This window comes from Agrobacterium sp. LMR679 (assembly GCF_027157905.1).
Classification (GTDB): Bacteria; Pseudomonadota; Alphaproteobacteria; order Rhizobiales; family Rhizobiaceae; genus Agrobacterium; species Agrobacterium leguminum.
Genome location: NZ_JAPVOJ010000002.1, coordinates 813,092 through 829,095, shown reverse-complemented (window position 1 = coordinate 829,095; position 16,004 = coordinate 813,092). Strand labels below are relative to the sequence as shown.

The 16,004-nt window shown below is 60.4% G+C and carries 11 protein-coding genes and 1 pseudogene; 5 read left to right on the top strand and 7 right to left on the bottom strand.

Annotated elements, in window-relative coordinates; translation table 11 throughout:
• The first annotated feature begins 11 nt into the window (after positions 1-11).
• The 5 genes from O3W47_RS14795 (at position 12) to O3W47_RS14775 (ending at position 6,240) form a co-directional block, all read left to right on the top strand.
• On the top strand, positions 12-794 hold the full coding sequence (locus tag O3W47_RS14795; protein ID WP_269314042.1) for an SDR family oxidoreductase: 783 nt from the start codon (positions 12-14) through the stop codon (positions 792-794).
• Positions 795-838: 44 nt separating this feature from the next.
• Positions 839-2,758, top strand: a complete 1,920-nt coding sequence (locus tag O3W47_RS14790; protein WP_269314041.1) for a beta-N-acetylhexosaminidase — start codon at positions 839-841, stop codon at positions 2,756-2,758.
• Between the two features lie 13 nt (positions 2,759-2,771).
• On the top strand, positions 2,772-4,205 hold the full coding sequence (locus O3W47_RS14785) for a M81 family metallopeptidase (RefSeq protein WP_269314040.1): 1,434 nt from the start codon (positions 2,772-2,774) through the stop codon (positions 4,203-4,205).
• A 62-nt stretch (positions 4,206-4,267) separates the two neighbouring features.
• A complete protein-coding gene (locus O3W47_RS14780; protein ID WP_269314039.1) occupies positions 4,268-5,473 on the top strand; it encodes an MFS transporter in 1,206 nt (401 codons plus the stop codon).
• A 26-nt stretch (positions 5,474-5,499) separates the two neighbouring features.
• Positions 5,500-6,240 carry a copper homeostasis protein CutC gene (locus O3W47_RS14775; RefSeq protein WP_269314038.1) on the top strand — a complete coding sequence of 247 codons (741 nt, stop codon included), beginning with the start codon at positions 5,500-5,502 and terminating at the stop codon, positions 6,238-6,240.
• Here O3W47_RS14775 and O3W47_RS14770 read toward each other — a convergent pair.
• The 7 genes and pseudogenes from O3W47_RS14770 to O3W47_RS14740 form a co-directional block, all read right to left on the bottom strand.
• Positions 6,206-7,356: pseudogene (locus O3W47_RS14770) on the bottom strand (glycosyltransferase family protein). The gene O3W47_RS14775 and the pseudogene O3W47_RS14770 overlap by 35 nt on opposite strands.
• Positions 7,353-8,582, bottom strand: coding sequence for a glycosyltransferase (locus O3W47_RS14765; RefSeq protein WP_442864635.1), 1,230 nt, complete (start codon positions 8,580-8,582; stop codon positions 7,353-7,355). The pseudogene O3W47_RS14770 and the gene O3W47_RS14765 overlap by 4 nt, the downstream one beginning before the upstream one ends.
• A 60-nt stretch (positions 8,583-8,642) precedes the next feature.
• Positions 8,643-9,851, bottom strand: a complete 1,209-nt coding sequence (locus tag O3W47_RS14760; protein ID WP_127756583.1) for a glycosyltransferase family protein — start codon at positions 9,849-9,851, stop codon at positions 8,643-8,645.
• A 72-nt stretch (positions 9,852-9,923) separates the two neighbouring features.
• A complete protein-coding gene (locus O3W47_RS14755) occupies positions 9,924-11,099 on the bottom strand; it encodes an ABC transporter permease (RefSeq protein WP_080815729.1) in 1,176 nt (391 codons plus the stop codon).
• The gene (locus O3W47_RS14750) at positions 11,096-12,094 is read right to left on the bottom strand and encodes an ABC transporter permease (RefSeq protein ID WP_059759955.1); all 999 of its coding nucleotides are present in this window, start codon (positions 12,092-12,094) and stop codon (positions 11,096-11,098) included. Before O3W47_RS14750 ends, O3W47_RS14755 begins: the two co-directional genes overlap by 4 nt.
• A 1-nt stretch (position 12,095) precedes the next feature.
• A complete protein-coding gene (locus O3W47_RS14745; RefSeq protein WP_269314037.1) occupies positions 12,096-13,997 on the bottom strand; it encodes an ABC transporter substrate-binding protein in 1,902 nt (633 codons plus the stop codon).
• Positions 13,994-15,886, bottom strand: a complete 1,893-nt coding sequence (locus O3W47_RS14740; protein WP_137452678.1) for an ABC transporter ATP-binding protein — start codon at positions 15,884-15,886, stop codon at positions 13,994-13,996. The genes O3W47_RS14745 and O3W47_RS14740 overlap by 4 nt, the downstream gene beginning before the upstream one ends.
• Positions 15,887-16,004: the final 118 nt, after the last annotated feature.

Genomic DNA, 16,004 nt, shown 5'->3' with positions numbered 1-16,004 from the left:
AGTTGCAGGAGATGAAGGACAGGAAAGACCAGCTCGCCGTCGTTACCGGCGCGGCAGGTGATATTGGCCGGGCAATTGCCACGGCGCTCGCTGAAAACCATGCAAAGGTCGTGTTGGTCGATATCGACCCCGGCGCCCTTTCGAGCGCGCTATCCCTGCTTTCCAGTCCCCGCTTCGTTGCGAAAACCTGCGATGTCACGGATCCGCAGGACCTTGCGAGGCTGGCCGCCGAGGTCGCGGAGCTGGGCGATGTTGTAACCCTCGTCAACAATGCGGGCGCGGCAAGAGCGGTCAGCCTGCACGACACGACCGCCGATATATGGCGCAAAGACAATGCCCTCAATCTGGAAGCGCCGTTTCTCTGCTTCAGGGCTTTCGAAGAGGCGCTGAAGCGGACCCAGGGGTCGGTGGTCAATATCACGTCCGTCAACGGCATGGCGGTCTTCGGTCATCCGGCCTATAGCGCCGCAAAGGCCGGCTTGATCCATCTGACCAAGCTGATCGCCGTGGAATATGGCAAATTCGGCATCCGTTCCAATGCCGTTGCGCCGGGCACCGTGCGCACCCAGGCATGGGAGGCGCGGGCCGCCGCCAATCCTCAGGTCTTCGAAGAGGCGAAGCACTGGTATCCGCTGCAACGCATCGTGAGGCCCGAAGATGTGGCCAACGCCGTCGCCTTTCTGGCCGGCCCACAGGCGGAGGCGATCAGCGGCGTGTGCCTGCCGGTCGATTGCGGACTGACGGCGGGGCAGGCGCCGCTGGCCCGGACCTTCTCGCAATCCGAACATTACTGACCGAAGCCCTCCTGAGGGCTCAATGCGCAATAAAGGGGAGCATCATGGCGCTCGCACATTATCGTCTCGAAAATTCCTGGCATCCGCTCAAAGATTCCGCCTCGGGCGGTTTTACCTTTACTCTGGTCAATCTTTCGCGCGAGCCGCTGAAGGATTTTCGCATCGTCTACACGTCGTTGACGCGGACGGTAGACAAGCCCATTTGCGACAATGCTATTTATCTGCGCCGCAACGCCAATTTCCATGAGTTTGCACCGCCGGCGGGCTTCGTGCTCGAGCCGGGGAAATCCTGGCGCTTCACCGTCGATGGCCTGCTGCGGCCGGCCCGGCATCGCACGGATGGCGCAAAATCCGCCTATGTCAGCCTTGCCGATGGAACGCATCGCGCCGTCGATGTCGGTGACCTGATGCTGGATGGGCGTCACAGCGAGCCGGCACCGGTGCTGCTTCCCGAAGGCAAGCTCGATCTGCCCTTTTCCATTCAGCCCTGGCCCGCTGAAATCGACGCCGAACCGGGCGAGGGTTTTCCCGTCGCGCTCTTCCCGGCGCAAGATGCGGGTGCAGAAGAAGTGCTTGCGGTGGAAACCGTGCTTTCGCTGTTCCGCCGGCTCTTTGCCGTCGGACACGTGCCTTTCAGCCTTGCGCCGGTTCATGAGGGAAAACCGCTTCGTTTCAAGCGGCATAGCGGGCTGGAAGCGGAAGGTTATCGCCTCACTTTTTCAAAAGAAGCGGTGGTCGTGGAATATTCGGCCGCTGCCGGTCTGCAATATGGCCTGACGGTTCTGGCGCAGCTGCTGCATGGCGCGCGCATCGATCCCCAATTCCGCTTCCCGGCCTCCGGCGCCATCAGCGATGCGCCCCGTTACAGCTGGCGCGGCTGCCATCTCGATGTCTCGCGGCAATTCTATCCCACAGGCGATGTCCTGCGGCTTATCGATATTCTCGCATGGCTGCGCATGAACCGCTTCCATTGGCACCTGACGGATGACGAGGCATGGCGGCTCGAAATCAAGGCCTATCCGCTGCTGACCACCGTTGGTGCCACGCGCGGCCCGGATGCGCCGCTTCTGCCGCAGCTCGGTAACGGGGCTGAGCCGGTGTCGGGCTATTACACGCAGGATGAGGTGCGCATGGTCGTTGCGCATGCGGCGGCATTGAACGTCGAAATCGTGCCGGAAGTCGATATTCCCGGCCACAGCACGGCGGCTCTCGTGGCCTATCCGGAGCTGACGGACGGGCAGGAAGCGCCGGACAGCTACCGCTCTGTGCAGGGATATCCGAACAATGCGCTCAACCCGGCCATCGAGCTGACCTATGAATTTCTCGGCAGGATATTCGACGAGATGGTCGAGCTTTTCCCGTCGCGGCTGATCCATATCGGCGGCGATGAGGTTGCGGATGGGTCGTGGCTGGCCTCGCCGCTTGCCAAGGCGCTGATGGAAAAGGAAGGGCTCGACGGCACCTTCGGCATCCAGTCCTATTTCATGAAGCGCATTCAGGGGATGCTGCATGAGCGCGGCCGCCAGCTTGCCGGCTGGGACGAGGTTTCCCATGGCGGCGGCGTCGATCCGGCCGGAACATTGCTGATGGCGTGGCAGAAGCCGGAAGTCGGGCTTGAGCTTGCACGCCAAGGCTATGACGTGGTGATGACACCGGGCCAGGCCTATTATCTCGACATGGTGCAGGATGAAGCATGGCAGGAGCCGGGCGCAAGCTGGGCCGGCACCGTTCCGCCTTCGCATACCTATGCCTATGAGGCTGTCGGCGAATTTCCCGAGGAGTTGAAGGAGCGGATGAAGGGCGTTCAGGCCTGCATCTGGTCCGAACATTTCCTCAATCGTGCCTATTTCAACCATCTGGTTTTCCCCCGTCTGCCGGCGATTGCCGAGGCGGCGTGGACGCCAAAGGCGCAAAAGGACTGGCTGCGTTTTGCGGCCATCGTCCCCTTGAACCCGGTTTATTGAGGGGGAAACCGACATGCGTATTGCCGTGGGTGGAATTCATACCGAATGCAGCACCTATTCGCCGGTGCTGATGGGCGAGCAGGATTTTCGCGTCTTTCGCGGCGCGGAACTGCTGGAGGCCGAGTATTTCAATTTCCTCGGTGAAGGCGGGGCGGAGGTGTTGCCGCTTCTGCATGCGCGGGCGGTGCCGGGCGGACCGGTTTCGCGCGTGGCCTATGAGGCGTTCAAGGCGGAGTTTCTCGAACGCCTTAAGGCCTGCCTGCCGCTGGACGGGCTTTATCTCGCCATGCACGGCGCGATGAATGTCGAAGGCATGGACGATGCGGAAGGTGACTGGATTTCAAGTGCCCGCGCCGTCGTCGGGCCGGATGTCGTGGTCTCTGCGAGCTATGATCTGCATGGCAATGTCAGCCAGACGATCATCGATCAGCTCGACATATTTGCCGGGTACCGAACTGCACCGCATATCGATGTGCGCGAGACGATGGTGCGGGCGTGGACGATGCTGCTGAAGGCCCTGAAGACGGGCGAAAAGCCCGGCGTGGCCTGGGCGAAAATTCCGGTTCTGCTGCCGGGGGAGAAGACATCCACGGAAGACGAACCTGCCAAAAGCCTTTACGCCGTTCTGCCGGATCACGATGCGCGGCCCGGCATTTGGGATGCGAATTTCATGATCGGCTACGTCTGGGCGGACGAACCCCGGGCGACGGCCTGCGCCGTCGTGACGGGAATGGACAAAGCAGCCGCACAGGCGGTCGCGACCGAGATCGCGCAATCCTACTGGAATGCCCGGCAGGATTTTCGTTTCGGCCCCGTGACCGAGCCGCTCGCGGCCATTCTGGATGTCGCCGAAAACACGGCAACGCGGCCGATCATCTTGGCCGACTCCGGCGATAACCCAACCGGCGGCGGGGTTGGCGATCGCGCCGATGTTCTGGCTGCACTGATTGCGCGCAACTGGCAGGGTGCGCTGCTGGGCGGCATCACCGACAGGCCGGCGGTCGAAGCCTGCTTTGCGGCCGGCGAAGGTGCTGCGCTTTCCCTGAAGATCGGCGGCAGTCTCGATCCACAGAGCCCGTCCGTGACCGTCGACGCCCGCGTTGTGAAGCTGGACGATCCAGGTGCTGCGGATCAGCGGCAGGCTGTGGTCGCCATCGGCGGTATCACGGTCATTCTGGCCGCGCGGCGCAGGCCCTATCACATGATTTCCGATTTCACCCGTCTCGGCTTTAATCCAAAGGAGGTGCGGCTACTGGTCGTCAAGTCCGGTTATCTTTCACCGGAGCTTGCGCCTATCGCCAACCCCAACCTCATGGCGCTGACGGAAGGGGTCATCAATCAGGATATCGAAAACCTTCCCAATCGCCGCCGGGACGGCGATTTTTACCCATGGAAGCCGCATTTCGATTATACCCCTCAACCCATCCTTTCGGCCCGCTGGCGATGACAGCGGTTCGGTAGCTTTTACCCAGCGATCCGGCGGTGCCGGATCATCTCAGGCGAATATCCATGCCGTCGGCTCTTTCCATCGTCATCAACAATCCGTCGATCCGTATCGGGGCGCTCGCCATTCTGTTCTTCGGCTTTTCGAATGCGGCGACCGCCCCCTATCAGGCGGTCATCGGCATTCGCGAAATCGGGCTGAGCAACAGCGTCTATTCGCTTCTGATGCTGTTTGCCGCCGTCATCAATGTCAGCGCCAGCGTGTTGATGGGCATTGTCGCAGACAGGCTGGGTGAATATCGCAAGCCAATGCTCTATATCGCGCTCTTCGGCGTCAGCGGTTATCTGCTGGTCTATCTGGCCGGCAACGCCACCGCCTTCGTGGCCGCGAAGCTGGTGCTTCTGCCGATTTTCGGAGCGATGAATTCGTTGATCTTCGCCCATGTGCGCGCCGATGCGCGCAACCTTTCGACGGGTGAGATGATCGCGGTGAATTCGATCATGCGGGCAACCATCTCGCTTTCCTGGGTGCTGGTGCCGGGCATTGTCGGTGTTTTTCTGGTGAATTCCGACAATATGCTGATGGCATTCCTGTTTTCGGGCATCTGCGCGCTTGTCTGCTTTCTGCTTGTCGCCTTCTGCCTGCCGCGGGCCGCCACGCCGGCTTCGGCAAATACCGAAGCGCGGTTCGGCCTGCGCGCCTCGCTTGCGGAAATCGGATCGCGGCGGGTGCTGCTCCGGATCATCGCCATCGCGCTCATCTGCTCGATGCTGCATCTCAACGATTCCGTGCGCTCGCTCATCATAACCGGACAGGCCAAGGGCACGGTGGCGGATATCGGTATTGTTGCGGGTATCGTCGCTGCGCTGGAAATCGTCTTCATTCTCCTGTGGGGCTGGATCGAGAAAAAGGTTCCGCAGACGCTGACACTTGCGGCGGGAGCGGGGCTTTACGCCATCTATCTTATTCTGCAGGGGCTCGCTTCAGCGCCGTGGCATATCTACGCCCAAACGGTCATCAGTGCGCTGGGCGCCGCCGCGATCATCAGCATTCCAATTACCTATCTGCAGGAACTGATCGCGGACCGGCCGGGACTCGGAAGCTCGCTGATTGCGGTCAATATCTTCCTCGGCGCTGGTCTGGGTGCGTTGATTTTTGCCGTTGGAACCCTGGTCTCCAGCTATTCGGGAACCTCCATATTGGGGGCGATCGTGGGGCTCGGCGGCGTTTATATGCTTTACGCGCTTGATGGAAAGGGCCGCCGCAGGTAACGGCCACTCAAATGAAAGAGGTTACGATGATTCTCGAAATTTGCGTGGACGATGTCGCCGGTCTGGAAGCGGCGGTCAGCGGCGGGGCCGATCGGATCGAGCTGTGCGCGGCGCTTTCGGGCGGCGGTGTGACGCCATCGGCGGGTTTCATGCAGCGCGCGGCGTCCTGTGGGTTGCCGGTGAGCGTCATGATCAGGCCGCGCGCCGGTGATTTCGTCTTCACGCGCGACGAAGCGGATGTGATGAAACGCGATATCGACGCGGCGCGTGCCGCCGGCCTTTCCGGCGTGGTGCTCGGCGCATCGCGTGGTGATGGTTCGCTCGATATCTGCTTGCTTGAAGAACTGCGCAGTCACGCCGACGGGCTGGATGTGACGCTGCATCGCGCTTTCGATGTCGTGCCTGACATGGAAGAGGCGCTGGAAGCCGCCATCGCGTTGGGGTTTCCAAGAATTCTCACTTCCGGCGGCGCGCGTTCGGCGCTTGAGGGGATTGAGGCCCTGGCACACCTGTCCGAGATGGCCGCAGGCCGGATCGTCATCATGCCCGGTGCCGGCGTGCGTCCGCAGAGCGTTCAGACATTGCTGGATCGCTTTCCGATCTCGGAAATCCACGCATCCTGTTCCGCCGTTCCATCCTTTGATCCGGACAGCAGGGTGGCGAAGCTCGGTTTCACCGGCGCAGGGCGCAAGGTTACCGATGAGGCGGCGGTTCGCGAGTTGAAGACGATCCTCAGCGCTCATCATAAAGGCGGCGCAACGCTCTAGCGGTTCCGGCTGCGCCATCGAGATCGAGCGTGATCGTGCCGGGAGCCGGCAGGGACAATGCCGTCTTGATGGCATCGGCCATCGCTTGCGCCGAAATATCCTTCTCCTCCAGCACATGCGCCAGCCCCAACCGCGCCAGCCGTTCGGCGCGGGCGCTCTGTTCGGTTTCGCCCCCGGCTGCGAAGGGGATCAGAAGCGAGCGGCATTTTGCCTGAAGAATATCGCAGACGGTGTTGTAACCTGCCTGTGAAATCGAAAGCCGTGCGCCGGCGAGCAAACTTGCGAAATCCTTGCGGAAACGGAAGACGGACACATTGCCCGCCGCCCGCGCCGATATCGCATCGAAATCCGCCTGCGGCATGTTTGGACCGGTCACGAGGCACCAGCTCTTGATGCCATCCAGCAGGGGGGCAGCCTCGAGAGCAGCCCGTATGAGTGCGGCCCCAACGGCGCCGCCGCCTGCGGAAACCACGATATCGAATTTCTCCGCCGGTTCCGGCGGCGGAAGGGGGCGACGAGGCCGGTATAGATGATGCGCTGGCTGATTTCGCCTGCGAGGGGAAACGTGTCTTCCAGCCGGGCGAAATCCGGATCGCCATGGACGAGCACCGCATCGAAATGTTTCTTCACCAGCGACACGGTCTCTTCGTCCCGGCCCGGTTTGGTCTTTTCCTGCAAGATGTCGCGCAGCGAAGCCATGACGAGCGGGCGCGGTTCGCTGTCTTCTATCTCATCGAGAAGCGGTAACAATTCGAAACGCACCTGCCTGCGACCGAACGGGAAGGCCTCGATGATAACGATATCGGGTTTGGCGCCGTGATAGGCCCCGATCAGCATGTCGGTTCTCAGCCTCTTGAAGTCGTCGTCCACCGGTTTGCCAAAACTGTCGACCAGGCCGGCAAAACTGCCGTCGCTGACGGCGATGGGCGGCAATTCGACATGGCGGATGCCCTCGCCCGGAAAGCCCGGAACCGGGGTGCCGCCCGTAACCAGCACGACATCGAAACCGTTCGCCTGAAGGGCGTTGGCAATGCGGCTGGCGCGGGCGATATGGCCGATGCCGAGAAGGTGCTGGACGTAGAAGAAGACGCAGGGGCGTTTTTCCGTATCGGTCATGGCGTTTTTTCCCACTCGGTCTCGAACAGGGCCTTCAGCTCGACAATGCTGGTGCGATGGTCAAAGGCGGTGCGCACACGGTTTTCGGCGGCACTGCCAAGACGTTGGCGCAATTGCGGATCGGTGATGGCCGTGCGCAGGGCCTCTGCGAAGGCTGTCGGATTTTCCGGTTCCGTCAGCAAGCCGTTTTCACCGCTGACGAAGAACTCCGGAATGCCGGAAATATTGGTGGAGATGCAGGTTAGCGCCTGGCTCGCGGCCTCGACCAGCACATTTGGCAGGCCGTCGCGGTCGCCATCGCTGGTGATGCGGCAGGCAAGGGCGAAGAGGTCCGCTTCCCGGTAGTTCTCCAGCACCTGCTTCTGGTCCATGGCCCCGGTCCAGACGATCCTGTCGGCGACGCCGAGTTCGTCTGCAAGTTTCTTCAGGGAGGCCAGTTCATCGCCGCCGCCGATATGGGTGAAGCGCCAATGGATATCCTGCGGCAGCGAGGCGAGGGCGCGCAGGAGAATATCGATGCCCTTTTTCTTGACCGCCCGGCCGACGCTCAAAATCCTGACCGGATCATCGGCATCTGAACCGTCTCTCGCCGGTCGTGGCGTGTCGAAATGCGGGAAACGGGTGAGGTCGAGGCCGTGATAGCTCAGATGCACATTCTGCCTTGACCCGGAAAGGGTCTGCAGATGCCGAAAGCCGCCGGCTGTGCAGGTCACCGCCCAGCGGGCGCTTTGCAGCTTGGCGGCAAGGTCGCGGTCGCTGGAGGTCCAGATGTCCTTGGCGTGGGCTGAAATCGTCCAGGGCGTGCCGGTGATGAGGTGGGTATAGGCGGCGACGGAGGCGGGCGTGTGGATGAAATGGACATGCAGCCATTCGGCATCCGCCGGCCATTCATGCGCGAGCACCGCAGCTTGCCCGAAACGGCGGAAGCGATTGCGGCTGAGATCATGCGGCAGGTCGTTGAAAAAGTGGCGAAGTGCCCTGGTGAAACCGGGCTTTTTGCGGCAGGCCCATAGGGCTTTCAGAACCCGCAACGGCTCCTCGTGCAGATATTCCGGCAGGTAGGTGACGGGCGCGCGGATTTCATCGTGAACGGGATGGCGTTTTTTATCCGTCGGCCGGCGCATGGACATGAGTTCGAGTTTCAGTCCGGCTTTCTCCAGCCCCAGAAGTTCCTGGGCGATGAAAGTCTCCGACAGGCGCGGATATCCCTTGAGGAGCACCACGATTTTTTTGTATCGGTCACGTTGCGCGTGTCTCTTTTGAAGCGGTGTTTGTCGGGGAACCGGTCACGCGGTCAGCGTGATCGGCGCCTTGTCGCCCTCGGGCGGCAGCCATTCGGCTATCCGGCGCGATATGTTTTCCAGACCGTCCAGCTTCAACCCGCGCGCATTGACGGAAGGCGGCGCGCGGTTCGGCAGCGCTTTCAAAGCTGCCGCCATTTTTGCCGGGTTTTCGGCATCTTCCGGCAGAAGCATATCGAAAAGACCAAGCTCCGAGGCGCGGCTGGCGCGGATAAGCTGCTCTTCGCGCGGCACCGTGCGCGGCACGACGAGGGCGGGTTTGTCGAAAGACAATATCTCGCAGACGGTGTTGTATCCGCCCATGGAGACGACGGCCTGCGCGCCGGCGACGAGATCTTCCATGCGGTTGTCGAATTCGATGATTTCGATATGCGGAATATCGGCAACGCTGCTCATGAAACGCTGGCGTTGATCCGCCGGCATATAGGGGCCGAGCACCACCAGCGCCTTGTGCGTCAGTTCGCTGTCATGGCGATAGGCGTTGATGACGTCGTCGATCAATTCGCTGCCATCGCCGCCGCCGCCGGTGGTGACGAGAAGGTAATCGCCTTCCGGCCGATGCGATACGGTCTCGGCCTGCGTCCTGGATCTTTGCAGGAAACCGACGAAATCCATCTTGTCGCGAACGGTGTGCGGAACGTCGAGCCCCGTCAGCGGATCGTGGAAATCGGGTGGGCCATAAATCCAGACGTGGTCATAGAACTGGCCGATCTTGGTCATGACATTGTTGCGCTTCCATTCCGCTTCGAGCAGCTGCGGCGCATCCATGACGTCGCGCAGGCCGATGACGAGCTTGGTGCCCTGTCCCTTGAGATAGGCGAGCGTTTCTTCCACCTCGCCGCGCAGGCCCATGGGCTCCTTGTCGACGATGAAGATATCCGGCTGGAAGCTTTCGGCGGTGTGGTAGATGATGGAGCGGCGCATCTTCAGCGTTTCCTGAAGATCGATATGTCTGTCCATGGACGTATATTCGCCGTTGCGCAGCTTGATGACGCTTGGGATTTTCACGAAATCGACGCGCGCGCGGTAATCGAAAGCGCCGGCAATCGTCGCGCCTGAAATGATGAGGACGTTGAGGCCGCGATAATCCTCCACCAGAGCATGCGCGATGGTGCGACACCGCCGCAGATGCCCGAGCCCGAAGGAATCGTGGCTGTACATGAGGATACGCGCGTCGTTCAAACGGGAGGTCATGGGCCACACCTCTTTTTGCCTTTCACAAAAAAGGCGATGGCGGAAGGGCAGTTTATCAAAGGGTGTTCCATTTTATCTGAAGGGATCCGCAGCATCACGTAGTCCGTCACCGAAGAAATTAAAGGCCAAAATGACGAGAACGACCGGGATCGTCGGGATGAGAAGCCATGGATATAGCGCAATGACGCTGACGCTGCGCGCCTCCGTGAGCAGAATTCCCCAACTTGTGATCGGTGGCCTGAGACCGAGGCCGAGGAAGCTCAGTGCGGTTTCGCCGAGAATCATGCCCGGTATCGTCAGGGTGGCCGATGCGATCAAGTGCGACATGAAGCCGGGAATAAGGTGCCTGCCGATGATGCGCGGCGTGCCGGCACCCATTAATTGTGCAGACAAAACATAGTCTTCTTCGCGAAGCGCCAGAAGTTTCGAGCGCACGGCGCGCGCAAGGCCCGTCCAGTCCAGCATGCCGAGAATGATGGTGATGCCAAGATAGACGAGGATGGGGCTCCAGGTCACCGGCATGATCGCCGCAAGCGCCAGCCAGAGCGGAATGCTCGGGATGGATTGCAGGACCTCGATGATGCGCTGGACAATCAGATCGAATGTGCCGCCGCGATAACCCGCCAGACCGCCGATCACAATGCCGAGAACGAAGCTCATGGCGACGCCGAGAAGGCCGATGGTCAGCGAAATGCGCGCGCCATATATTATGCGGGATAGCACGTCACGACCGAGGCGATCCGTGCCAAGCAGGAACAATTCACCGCCCTCCGCCGGGCAGACGAGATGGGTTCTGCCCTCGAACATGCCCCAGAAGCGATAGGTGTCGCCCTTGCAGAAGAAACGCAGCGGCTGGATATCCGTCGGCACATCCCGGTAGACTCGTCTCAGATTGTCCATGTCGAGCGTCATTTCCCGGCCATAAACGAAGGGTCCGACAAATTTTCCATCATTGAACAGGTGAATGGCCTGCGGCGGGGCGTAGATATGCTCGATATTGCGGGTGTGGAGATTATAGGGTGCGAGGAATTCGCAGATCAGGATCGAAAGATAAAGCACCACCAGAAAGGCGCCGGACCACACCGCGATCTTGTGCTGACGGAACTGCCACCACATGAGGCGCAGCTGCGAGGCCTTGCTGAAGGCCGCCATTCCGGATGTGTTGGGTTCGATCAGCGACGGGTCGAAGGGCGCGGTCGAGACGTAATGGGGCAGCGCTTCGCCGGGTTTCGGAATGGATGAAGTCATTTGACGTTACCACCTCCGAAGCGGATTCGCGGGTCGAGTATGGCAAGGGCGATATCCGACACCAGAACGCCGATCACCGTCAGGAATGCGAGGAACATCAGGAACGAGCCGGCCAGATACATGTCCTGGCTCTGCAACGCCCTGATGAGCATGGGACCGGTGGTTTCGAGCGACAGCACGACGGCGGTGATTTCCGCGCCGGAGATGATCGCGGGCAGGATCGAGCCGATATCCGATATGAAGAAATTCAGCGCCATGCGCAGCGGATATTTGGTGAGCACCTTGAAGGGATGCAGCCCCTTGGCGCGGGCGGTGACCACATATTGTTTCTGCAATTCATCGAGCAGGTTGGCGCGCAGGCGGCGGATCATACCGGCGGTGCCCGCCGTTCCGATGATGAGGACAGGGATCCAGATATGTTCGAGGATCGACTTGAACTTCGCCCAGCTCATCGCCTGGTTCAGATATTCCCGATCCATCAGATGGCCGATGGAAATGCCGAACCAGATGTTGGCGAAATACATCAGGATCAGCGCCAGCATGAAGTTGGGAATGGCGATGCCGAGCAGGCCGAGGAAGGTGAGCCCGTAATCGCCCCAGCTGTATTTATGCGTGGCGGAGTAGATGCCGATCGGAAAGGCGAGCAGCCATGTGACGATGATGGTGACGAAGGAGACCAGAACCGTCAGCCACAGGCGGTCTCCCACCACATCGCTGACCGGCAGCTGATATTCGAAGGAATAACCGAAATCGCCGACCAGCATGCCGGTCGCCCAGCGGAAATAACGGATCGGTGCCGGCTGGTCGAAACCGTAGCGGACACGCAGCTCCTCGATTTCGGCAAGGTTTGCCGTCTCGCCCATGGCGCGCAGCTCGGCGACATAACTTTCGAAATAATCGCCCGGCGGCAGCTCGATGATGGTGAAGACCAGCATCGAGATCAGGATCAGCGTCGGGATCATGACGAGGATGCGCTTTAAAATATACCGCAGCATATCAGGCGTCTCCGTCATACCAGAAGCTATCCGGCATATAGACGCCGAGATAGGATGTGGGCTCGTAACCGAAAAGCGCCTTGTCCGGCACGTTTCGCATGCGTTTGACATGAACGACGGGTTGCAGCGCGCCGTTGACGATGCCGATGGAAAACACCTGCTGCGTATAAATACCCAGCATTTCCAGCCAGATGGCTTCGCGCTCCTGTTCGGTGACGCTTCTGCGCCATTTTTTCAGGAGATCGAGCAGATGCGCCGCCTCTGGCAGATCGGGCTCCTTGCCCTCGCGGCCGCCGGAAAGATAATGCACGCCCCAGACCGGCCATTGCAGCTGGTCATCGCCGGTGGGCGCGAGGCCGGAAGGCAGCATGTCCGGCGTCGGCACACCGTTGTCCATGCCCATCCATACCGACATCAGCACCTCGCCGCCCATGGCGCGCTTGCGGAAGACATCGCGCTGGGTGGGACGGACGGAAACGGCAATGCCGATATGTCGCCAGTGATCCGTCACCAGTTCCATCACGTCGGTTTCGAGCGTGCTTTCGCCAGTCGTTTCGACGATGATATAGGCCGGGCGGCCATCCGGCAGGAGCCGAAGGCCGGCATTGTCGCGCTTGTCGAGACCGGCTTCGTCAAGCAGCCTGTTGGCCGCCGCCCGGTCGAAAGCGCTCCAGGCGTCCGCAAATTCCTGCCGGTAAAGCGGGCTTTCCGGCAGAACGGTATCGGCGCTTTCCTTTGCCAGCCCGTAAAAGCAGACCATGTTGATTTCGTGCCGGTTTATCGCGAGCGACAGCGCCCGGCGCACGCGCACATCCTGAAAAGTGCTGCGCCAGATCGGGTCGGCACAATTGAGGTTGGGCAGCAGCGCGATGCGCGAACCCTGAGAGCGCTTGTAGAGGTTCACCTTCAGGGGAAAGCGCTTTTCGGCATCCTTCAGAAAGGTGTAATCGGCGAAATCGAGGCCGAAATATTGCAGATCGCTATCGCCGGACGCCGTCTTGGCCGAGATGATATCGGACGAAGTGACGTTGAGCAGGAAACGATCGAGATAGGGCAGTTGCAGGCCGTTTTCGTCGACCCGGTGATAATAGGGGTTACGCTCGAAGACGAATTGTTCGGCCGGCGGCGCGGTGGTGTTGCGCCAGGCATCCAGCGTCGGCAGATCGGGATTTTCTGGCCGAACCTGCCGCGACATCTTGATATGCAGCCCGCTCCAGTCATCCGTCTTGTTTTTCTTGATCAGCTTGGCGAGCTTTTCCGCAGTCTGATATTTGACGTGGAACTGTTTCATGTAGGCGGCGGGCAGGAACAGCCGGGCCGGTGAGGCCGCTGCGAGCTTCGCCAGAAAATCCGGGTTCGGACCGTCCCAGGTGTAGCGCACGGTCAGCCGGTCGATGACTTCGATAAGCGGCGGCTTGCTGTTGACCAGAAGTTCGATCGGCGGGCCGCCCTTGTGAATTTCCCTGTTGAGGGCGACGTCCTCCCAGAAATAGCGGAAATCCTCAGAGGTGAAGTCGCTGCCGTCGGACCATTTGTGGCCTTCGCGCAGCTTGAAAGTGAAGATGCGTTCTTCCTGAACGTCGTAGCTTTCAAGAATATCCGGATGAAGCTCGAATTTCTCGTCATAACCGACAAGGCGGGCATAGCTGCTGATCGGCATCAGGCGAATGTCTCGTTGGCCGCCAATGAGCATACGCACCGTGCCGCCATGTTTTCCCGGCTCGCGGCCAAGTGCTTTCATGTCGATGACGCGCGGGTTTTTCGGCAGGCGTTCGGCCACGTCGGGTAATTCGCCCTTTTCCCGTTTTTCCTTGAAATAGGAGGGGTCGGTATAGGCGGCCCGCGCATAGGCCGGCAGGAAGACGGAGGCCAGGAGGGCAAGGGTGGTGCGACGCGTGATCAAGGGCGAAGCTCCCGGATATCGGCATTGCCGTTTGCAAGCACGAAATGGCCTTCGCCGAGATCGGCGGAGATCATGTCGCCATCACCCTCGTCGCGGAACTGTTTGCCCCAGTCGAATTTGCCCGTCGCGCTGATCTTGCCGATGGTGCGGAAATCGAGCGGGCGGTCGAGATCGGGGAAAGGCACGGCCGCCAGCAGGGATTTCGTATAGGGATGGACCGGAGAGCGCATCAGGATTTCGCGCGGCGCCAGCTCCACGATGCGGCCTTCGCACATCACGGCCACGCGGTCGGCCATATAGTCCACCACCGCCAGATTATGCGAAATGAAGAGATAGGTCAGCCCGAGATCCTGCTGCAAATCCTTCAGCAGATTGAGGATTTGCGCCTGCACGGAGACATCGAGCGCGGAAACGGGTTCGTCGCAGATGAGAAGTTCGGGACCGAGCGCCAATGCCCTGGCGATGCCGATACGCTGTCTTTGGCCACCCGAGAAACTGTGCGGGTAACGGTTGAGCGCGCTTTCCCCGAGACCGATGGCCCTGACGAGATTGCGTACTTTCTCCGCGCGGTATTTCGCATCGCCCCGTCCGTGGATTTCCAGCGGCTCGCTCAGGATATTGCCCACGGTCATGCGTGGAGACAGCGACGATATCGGGTCCTGGAAGACCATCTGTATCTTCGACCGCAGCTCTTTCAGGTCTCCGTCCCTGGCATTGAGGACATCGATGTCTCCCTCAGGCCGGTGAAAGGTTACCGAGCCTTCATCAGGGCGAACGGCGCGCATGAGGATTTTGCTGACGGTGGTTTTGCCGCTGCCGCTTTCGCCTACCAGCCCAAGGCATTCTCCGCGACGAATTTCAAAACTGACGCTGTTGACCGCCTTGGTGGCGTTGGCGTCGCCTTTGCGGAACCAGCTGGACTTCCGGGTCGTGAACGTCTTGCTGATATTGTCCACGGTCAGAAGCGGGCCGGGGGTCTTGTTCACTGTGGCGTTTTTTTTGCCGACGAGGCTTTCGTGGTCAATGTTGATTTCGCGAAGCGCCTTCAGCCTTTCGCCGGGCTTCATGTCGAAATGCGGCACGGCGGCCATCAGGCCCTTGAGATAGGGGTGGCTCGGCGACTTGAAAATGTCGTCGACCGTGCCGGCCTCCATGATCTCGCCCTGATAGATCACTGCGACCTCGTCGGCGATATTGGCCACCACGCCGAGATCGTGGGTGATGAGCAGCATGCTCATGTTCAGACGGCTCTGGAGGTCGCGCAGTAGCTTGAGGATTTGCGCCTGTATGGTCACATCCAGCGCGGTCGTCGGTTCGTCGGCGATCAGAAGTGCGGGACGACAGATCAGCGCCATGGCGATCATCGCGCGCTGGCGCATGCCGCCCGACAGCTCGAAGGGATACATGTTCACGACCTTCTTGGGTTTGGAAAACCCCACAAGGTCGAGCGTTTCATGCATTTTTTCCGCACGTTCGGCCGGTGACAGGATGCTGTGAATCCTGAGCGCCTCGTCGATCTGGTTGCCGATGGTGTGCAGCGGCGAGAAAGACGTCATCGGCTCCTGAAAGATCAGGCCGATGCGATTTCCGCGTATCGAGCGGATTTCCCGGCCGTCCTTCGGCAATTGCAGCAGATCGATGGGGCCGGCTGCAGCATTTTCCGGATCGGTGAACAGTACACGGCCATTCACGCGCGCCGTTTTGGGATGGATGCCCATGATGGTCTGGCCGATGACGGATTTTCCGGAGCCGGACTCGCCGACAAGAGCAGTGACTTTTCCCGGAAGAATACGAAGGCTCGCGCCCCTGACGGCATCGATGGTGCCGCCCATGAGAGAAAACGAGACCCGCAGATTTTCAATACGGAGCAAATCTGCGCCTGCGCTCATGCCAAAGGGTTCCTTGCCGTCTCTTTATCGTTGCCTTGTGACAATTTGCTCAGGAGGGCTTAAATCCACGTTATCGCAGGGTTTGTTGTCTGTCTATGCCTCTGAAACATCGAATTGT

Coding starts and splice junctions, on each gene's coding strand:
- O3W47_RS14750 (WP_059759955.1), bottom strand. CDS start 12,094: ATGCTGCGGTATATTTTAAAGCGCATCCTCGTCATGATCCCGACGCTG.
- O3W47_RS14740 (WP_137452678.1), bottom strand. CDS start 15,886: ATGAGCGCAGGCGCAGATTTGCTCCGTATTGAAAATCTGCGGGTCTCG.
- O3W47_RS14785 (WP_269314040.1), top strand. CDS start 2,772: ATGCGTATTGCCGTGGGTGGAATTCATACCGAATGCAGCACCTATTCG.
- O3W47_RS14760 (WP_127756583.1), bottom strand. CDS start 9,851: ATGACCTCCCGTTTGAACGACGCGCGTATCCTCATGTACAGCCACGAT.
- O3W47_RS14755 (WP_080815729.1), bottom strand. CDS start 11,099: ATGACTTCATCCATTCCGAAACCCGGCGAAGCGCTGCCCCATTACGTC.
- O3W47_RS14780 (WP_269314039.1), top strand. CDS start 4,268: ATGCCGTCGGCTCTTTCCATCGTCATCAACAATCCGTCGATCCGTATC.
- O3W47_RS14775 (WP_269314038.1), top strand. CDS start 5,500: ATGATTCTCGAAATTTGCGTGGACGATGTCGCCGGTCTGGAAGCGGCG.
- O3W47_RS14795 (WP_269314042.1), top strand. CDS start 12: ATGAAGGACAGGAAAGACCAGCTCGCCGTCGTTACCGGCGCGGCAGGT.
- O3W47_RS14790 (WP_269314041.1), top strand. CDS start 839: ATGGCGCTCGCACATTATCGTCTCGAAAATTCCTGGCATCCGCTCAAA.